At 65.8% G+C, this 6,995-nt stretch carries 5 protein-coding genes; all 5 read left to right on the forward strand.

The genetic code is table 11. The features are described 5' to 3' along the window. Nucleotides 1-32: 32 nt before the first annotated feature. The 5 genes from EJ903_RS12085 (at nt 33) to zwf (ending at nt 6,573) form a co-directional block, all read left to right on the forward strand. Nucleotides 33-1,586, forward strand: coding sequence for a sugar ABC transporter ATP-binding protein (locus tag EJ903_RS12085; RefSeq protein WP_126615478.1), 1,554 nt, complete (start codon nt 33-35; stop codon nt 1,584-1,586). Nucleotides 1,587-1,714: 128 nt separating this feature from the next. After that, nucleotides 1,715-2,743 (forward strand): ABC transporter permease subunit, encoded by a 1,029-nt coding sequence (locus tag EJ903_RS12090; protein WP_126615480.1) that lies wholly within the window; start codon nt 1,715-1,717, stop codon nt 2,741-2,743. 131 nt (nt 2,744-2,874) lie between these two features. Then, nucleotides 2,875-3,810 (forward strand): ABC transporter substrate-binding protein, encoded by a 936-nt coding sequence (locus EJ903_RS12095; RefSeq protein ID WP_126615482.1) that lies wholly within the window; start codon nt 2,875-2,877, stop codon nt 3,808-3,810. A 232-nt stretch (nt 3,811-4,042) separates the two neighbouring features. Next, a complete protein-coding gene (locus EJ903_RS12100) occupies nt 4,043-5,062 on the forward strand; it encodes a PfkB family carbohydrate kinase (RefSeq protein WP_126615484.1) in 1,020 nt (339 codons plus the stop codon). Between the two features lie 8 nt (nt 5,063-5,070). Beyond that, on the forward strand, nt 5,071-6,573 hold the full coding sequence (zwf, locus tag EJ903_RS12105; protein WP_126615486.1) for a glucose-6-phosphate dehydrogenase: 1,503 nt from the start codon (nt 5,071-5,073) through the stop codon (nt 6,571-6,573). The last annotated feature ends 422 nt before the right edge of the window (nt 6,574-6,995 follow it).

The following is a 6,995-nucleotide window of genomic DNA, read 5'->3' on the forward strand; positions in this document are numbered from 1 at the left end:
CGCAACAAACGATCCGTCACCGGGAGAGAATCATGGGTGCGACCGCCTTGCGCGCGCCACGAGAGGACGTGCGTCCGCCGATCCTCGAAATGCGCGGAATCTCCAAGACCTTCCCAGGCACCAAGGCCCTGCGCGACGTCCGTCTCGACGCCCGGTCCGGTGAAATCCTGGCGCTGATGGGGGAAAACGGCGCGGGCAAGAGCACGCTGATGAAGGTGCTGTCGGGGGCCTATCAGGCCGATCCCGGCGGGGAAATCCTGATCGACGGCGTGCCGGTCCAGGTCACGAATCCGCAGGTGGCGCGCGATCACGGCATCGCCATCATCTATCAGGAACTCTCGCTGCTGCCGAATCTGACGGTGGCGGAAAACATCTTCTTCGGCCGTGAGCGCGCCCGCAACGGCATGATCGACCGCGCTGGCATGCGCGACGATTGCCGCGAGGTGCTGCAACGGCTGGGGGCGACCTTCGGCCCCACCACGCTGGTGCGCGACCTGTCCATCGCCGAACGGCAGATGGTGGAGATCGCCCGCGCCCTGCACACCAAATCCAAGCTGCTGGTGATGGACGAGCCGACGACCACCCTGTCGGCGCGCGAAACCGACCGCCTGTTCGCCCTGATGCGGCAATTGCGCGATGAAGGGCTGGCGATCATCTACATCAGCCACCGGATGGACGAGATCTACGCCCTGTCCGACCGGGTGGCGGTGTTGCGCGACGGGTCCTACGTCGGCACGCTGGACAAGCACGAGATCAGCGCCGAACGCCTGGTCCGCATGATGGTCGGCCGCGATCTGGCCGGGTTCTACAAGCATGACCACCAGAACAGCCGCGCCCCCGGTCGGCCGGTTCTGGAGGTCGAGGGTGTGACCGACGGCGGTCGCCGCGTCCATCCCGCCAGCCTGACGCTGCGGTCGGGCGAGGTTTTGGGGTTGGCCGGTCTGGTCGGGTCCGGTCGCACGGAGTTGGCGCGTCTGATTTACGGCGCTGACCCGATGGTCGGCGGCGCGGTGCGCATCGACGGGGTGGCCTTGACGCGGCCCACCCCGGCGGGTGCCCTCGCCGCCGGTCTTGCCTACCTGACGGAGGATCGCAAGGCCCAGGGCCTGTTCCTCGACATGTCGGTGCAGGACAACATCAATTTCTTCGTCTGCGACGGCGACGCCCGCACCGGCGGCGTGCTGAACCGGGGCCGGGCCAAGCAGCGCGCGTTCGACGCGATCAAGGCGCTGGGCATCCGGGTGGATCGCCCGACCACCAACGTCGGCGCGCTGTCGGGCGGCAATCAGCAAAAGGTTCTGCTGTCGCGCTGGCTGGAGGCAGGCCCGCGCGTGCTGATCCTGGACGAGCCGACCCGTGGCATCGACATCGGGGCCAAGGCGGAAATCTACCGCACCATCGACCAACTCGCCCGCAACGGCGTCGGCGTGCTGGTGATCTCCAGCGAATTGCCGGAGCTGATCGGCATCTGCGACCGCATCCTGGTGATGCGCGAGGGCCACATCATGGGCGAGGTCGGCGGCGACAGCGGCACGGCCATCAATCAGGAAAACATCATGGCGCTGGCCACCGGCGTCACTCTTTGACCGCACGCGCGCCGCTCGTCACAGCGGCGTCGCGACCCAACAGCCACGCGACGAACACCGCAGCCCATCAAGGGCTGACGGAAGGCCGGCGGTCATCAACAAGCCGGCGCTGCAAGGAGGGCACCACCATGATCGCCAAGTCGGTCATCAAGACAAACGGAGCGAACACGCCCGAGGCCGCCAACGACGACGCGGCCCAGGCCGCCGCGCGGCGGCAGCGCATTCGGTCCATCATCCAAGTGGTCGGCATGCTGCCGGTCCTGATTTTGATCTGTGTCGCCTTCGATCTGGCGACCGGCAAGTTTCTGACGGCGCGCAACATCGCCATCGTGGCGCAACAGGCGTCGATCAACATCGTGTTGGGCGCCGGCATGACCTTCGTCATCCTGACCGGCGGCATCGATCTGGCCGTTGGCGCGGTGCTGGCGGTGTCGGCGGTTACGGCGGTGGCCTTGTCCCTCACCGGCATGGCGTGGGCGGCGATCCCGATCGCGCTGCTCAGCGGTCTGGTTCTGGGCGCGGTGAACGGGTCGCTGATCGCCTTCTTCCGCCTGCCCCCCTTCATCGTCACCCTGGGTGCGATGACGGCGGTGCGCGGTCTGGCCCGCCTGCTGGGCAGCGACACGACGGTGTTCAACGCCGAGCTGCCCTTTGCCTGGATCGGCAACGAGTATCTCTTCGGCATCCCCTGGCTGGTGGTGATCGCCCTGGCGGTGGTGGCGTTGAGCTGGTTCATCCTGCGCCGCACGGTTCTGGGTGTGCGCATCTACGGCGTCGGCGGCAATCCCGACGCGGCGCGTTTGTCCGGCATCAAGGTGTGGGCGGTCCTGCTTTTCGTCTACTGCGCCTCGGGTGTGCTGGCCGCGCTGGGCGGGGTGATGTCGGCGGCGCGGACCTACTCGGCCAACGGCGCGCAGCTTGGCACCGGCTATGAACTCGACGCCATCGCGGCGGTCATCCTGGGCGGGACCAGTTTTGTCGGCGGCATCGGCACCATCTTCGGCACGCTGGTCGGCGCGCTCATCATCGCGGTGCTGTCGAACGGCCTGATCCTGATGAACGTCACCGAGATTTGGCAGCTCATCATCAAGGGGGGTGTCATCGTCGGCGCCGTCGCCCTTGACCGCTACCGCAACAAGGGCAGCGCCCGGACCTGATCCCGGCCCGCCCCACGGAACACCCGCAAGGCCGCGTGCGGCGTCCGGCCTGCGGGGAAGAACAGACGCCCAAGCATCCACGCCACTGACACAACGTGCGATCAAGCACTCAATAACTGGAGGAATCTCTCGTGTTGAAGAAATCCCTGCTGCTGGCCACCGCCGCTCTGATCGCCACCGCCGCCCCGGCCCTGGCCAAGGACCTGAAGTCCATCGGCGTCACCGTCGGCAACCTCGGCAACCCGTTCTTCGTGCAGATCGTCAAGGGCGCGGAAGCCAAGGCGAAGGAACTGGGCGGTGCCAACGTGAAGGTCACGGCCGTGTCCGCCGATTATGACCTGAACAAGCAATCGACCCAGATCGACAACTTCATCGCCTCGGGCGTTGACATGGTTCTGGTCAACGCCGCCGATCCGGAAGCCATCGCCCCGGCCATGGCCCGCCTGAAGGCCGCCGGCATCATCGGTGTGGCCGTGGACGTCGCCGCCAAGGGGGCCGCCGCCACCGTCACCACCAACAACGTCGAAGCCGGTGAAAAGGCCTGCCAGTACATCGTCAACAAGCTGGGCGGCAAGGGCAACGTCATCATCATGAACGGCCCGCCGGTGTCGGCGGTGGTGGATCGCGTCAACGGCTGCAAGAGCGTCCTGGCCAAGGCCTCGGGCATCAAGCTGCTGTCGGACAACCAGAACGCCAAGGGGTCGCGCGAAGGTGGCCTGGAGGTCATGATCGGCTACCTGACCGCCTATGACAAGGTGGACGCCGTGTTTGCCATCAACGACCCGCAGGCCATCGGTGCCGATCTGGCCGCCAAGCAGCTGAAGCGCACCGGCATCGTCATCACCGCCGTGGACGGCGCGCCCGACATCGAAACCGCGCTGAAGCAGCCCGGCAATCTGGTCGAGGCCTCCTCCGCGCAGGATCCGTTCGCCATGGCCCAGAAGGCCGTCGACATCGGCTATCAGCTGATGCAGGGCAAGACCATCGACAAGCCCGTCACCCTGATCCCGTCCGACCTGATCACCCGTGAGAATGTCGGCCAGTACAAGGGCTGGACCTCCAAGTAAGCGTTTCTGTTCGAGCGCCGTGCCTGACCTGCAAAACAGCGCGCGGTGCTCCTCGTTCTGATCTGTTGAGCGGAGATCCGCGTCGCACCACGTCTGATTGGACGCACTCCGCTCTTGCGCCGTCTGTTGCGTTTCTCTCCTGAAACTGCCTCCGTGTCGTCGGCAACGCCGGGACGGAGGCATCTCTTTCCCTGTATCCTTTCCCTCCACCATTTTTTGAGGACCTGCCGCCATGTCCATCGCCACGTCCATCGTCACGCTGCCGGAGACGGCCCGCCCGATCCGCGCGATCTGCATGGGCGAGGTGTTGATTGATTTCGTGCCCACCGTGACCGGAACCGATCTGGCCACCGCCCCCGCCTTTCAAAAGGCTCCGGGCGGCGCGCCCGCCAACGTCGCCGTTGGACTCTCCCGTCTGGGCGTGCCGAGCGCGATGATCGCCAAGGTCGGCGCGGATGGCTTTGGCCGTTTTCTCATCAAGGCGCTGGTCGATGCCGGGGTGGACGCGACGCTGGTCCGCCAGGACCCCGCCAACCGCACGCCGCTGGCCTTCGTGTCGCTGGCCGAGGATGGCGACCGTGAATTCCTGTTCTACGGCGAGCCGTGGGGCAATCTGGTGCCGGAGGATCTCGATCTGGCCGCCATCGGCGCCGCCGACCTCCTGCATTTCGGCTCGCTCGCCCTGATCGGCGAGGGGCCGCGCGCCGCCACCTGGGCGGCGGTGGACGCCGCGCGGGCGCAGAACCGCATGGTGTCGTTCGACGCGAACCTGCGCCTGGATCTGTGGCCCAGCGCCGACGCCGCGCGCGCCGCGATCCGCCAGGGGATCGCGCGCTCCACCGTCATCAAGCTGAGCGACGAAGAGCTTGAATTTCTGACCGGATCCACCGATGCGGTTGTTGCCGGGCGGACGCTGTGGCACGATGCCGCACAGGCGTTGGTGGTGACGCACGGGTCGAAGGGCTGCACCTGCTTGACCAGGACCGAACATGTGAGCGTGAGGGGCTTTTCCGTGCGCCCGGTGGACACCACCGGGGCCGGTGACGCCTTTGTCGCCGGGTTCCTGTCAGGCTTGCTGACCACGCCCGACGCGCCGCTGGCCGATCTCTGCCGCTTCGCCAACGGGGCGGGGGCCTTGGCCACCACCCAGCGCGGGGCCATTCCGGCGATGCCGACCCGCGAGGCTGTGACCAGCCTGATCGCCGCCCAGTTCAACGCCTCATCCTCCGCCACCGAACAATCCGAGAGCTGAGAAGACCGATGTCGCATCCCCGCACCGTTGCCGCGCCCTTGCCCGCCTTTGACTACACGGTGTTCGGCGGCACCGGCGATCTGGCTCTGCGCAAGCTGCTGCCCGCCCTGTATCTGCGTGATCGGGCGGGGCAGGTGGCGGCGGGGAGCCGCATCATCGCGGTGTCGCGCAGCGTGCTGGATCTGGCGGACTATCGGAAAAAAGCCGAAGCGGCGGTGCGCCGCCACGTCGCCGCCGACGAGTTGGACGACGCCCTGCTGGCCCGCTTTGTCGAGCGGTTGGATTATGTGTCGGTCAACGCCACCTCGAGCGAGGGGTGGAGCGATCTGGCCGAGCGCTTTGTCGGGCGCGGCGATGAACCGGTGCGTATTTTCTACCTGGCGACCTCGCCCAGCCTGTTCGGCCCGATCTGCGACCGTTTGAAGGCGGCGGGGCTGGTGACTCCGGCCGCACGGGTCGTGCTGGAAAAGCCGATTGGCCGCGATCTCGCCTCCGCCCGCGCCATCAACGAGCAGGTTGGTGCCGTCTTCGCCGAATCCCAGATTTACCGCATCGACCATTATCTGGGCAAAGAGACGGTGCAGAACCTGTTGGCTCTGCGCTTCGCCAACTCCCTGTTCGAACCCCTGTGGAACGCCAACCACATCGATCATGTGCAGATCACCGTGGCCGAAACCGTGGGCGTCGAAGGGCGCGGCGATTATTACGACCATTCCGGCGCGCTGCGCGACATGGTGCAGAACCATCTGTTGCAGCTCGTCTGTCTGGTTGGCATGGAATCGCCGGTGTCGCTGCTGCAAGAGGCGGTGCGCGATGAAAAGCTGAAGGTGTTGCGCTCGCTCAAGCCGATGGGACCGGAGGAGGTCGGGGCCTGCACCGTGCGCGGCCAATACCGCGCGGGCGCAGTGACGGGGGGCGCGGTCCCGGCTTATGCCGACGAACCCGGCATTCCGACGGGCAGCACCACCGAAACCTTTGTGGCGCTGAAGCTGGAAATTGCCAATTGGCGCTGGGCGGGGGTGCCGTTCTATCTGCGCACCGGCAAGCGTCTTCCCGCCAAGATGTCGGAAATCGTCATCCAGTTCCGGCCGATTCCTCATTCGATCTTCCCGGGATCGGCGGGCGAACTGCAAGCCAACCGCCTGATTGTGCGTTTGCAGCCGGATGAAAGCATTCGTCTGCACCTGATGACCAAGGAACCCGGACCGGGTGGCATGCGTCTGCGCCAAGCCCCGCTCAACCTCAGCTTCGCCGAGACCTTTGGCGCGCGCTTCCCCGACGCCTATGAGCGGCTGTTGATGGACGTGGTGCGTGGCAACCCGACCCTGTTCATGCGCCGTGACGAGGTTGAAGCGGCGTGGGCCTGGGCCGAAACCATTCTGGAAGGCTGGAAGACGCAGCAACCCAAGCCTTACATCGCGGGCACCTGGGGGCCGTCGCAGGCCATCGCGCTGATTGAGCGGGATGGCCGGACGTGGCACGAGGACGACCTGTCCAACACACCCTTCTGAAGCCGCCGTCAAAAAAATGCATTGGGACTGAAAAAAGGAGTTGCGCGGTTTGGTGTGGTGCCACTATAACCCGCTCCACCGACGGGGCGGCGCTTCACGAAGCGACGCGGCGGCGGCAGAAAAGGAAGCGGAAACAGGCGGTTAAGTCGGCGATGCCGGGTTGATCGGGCGGTTGGACGCTTCCTTCTTCGACCAAGATGTTCGGCCTTCTTCGGCCCGTTCCCGAGACAAAGGGAAGACGGGGAAGAGGCCGAAGCGGCGCTTCAAGCGTTGCGGGATGTTGAACAAGTTTATACCGTGTTGTGAGAAGGGATGCGCAGACGGCGGGGCTTAGGTCTTGCGGTTGGTTGCTGGGTCTTGAGGGATTGGGATCGGCACATCAACGGACGTCTGTTGAGCATCCAAGTTGAAGCAAGCAAACT

Source organism: Azospirillum griseum (genome assembly GCF_003966125.1).
Lineage (GTDB): Bacteria > Pseudomonadota > Alphaproteobacteria > Azospirillales > Azospirillaceae > Azospirillum > Azospirillum griseum.

Bases quoted from the DNA above. Each gene is read 5' to 3' on its own strand.
- zwf (WP_126615486.1), top strand. From the start codon at position 5,071: ATGTCGCATCCCCGCACCGTTGCCGCGCCCTTGCCCGCCTTTGACTAC.
- EJ903_RS12085 (WP_126615478.1), top strand. From the start codon at position 33: ATGGGTGCGACCGCCTTGCGCGCGCCACGAGAGGACGTGCGTCCGCCG.
- EJ903_RS12090 (WP_126615480.1), top strand. From the start codon at position 1,715: ATGATCGCCAAGTCGGTCATCAAGACAAACGGAGCGAACACGCCCGAG.
- EJ903_RS12100 (WP_126615484.1), top strand. From the start codon at position 4,043: ATGTCCATCGCCACGTCCATCGTCACGCTGCCGGAGACGGCCCGCCCG.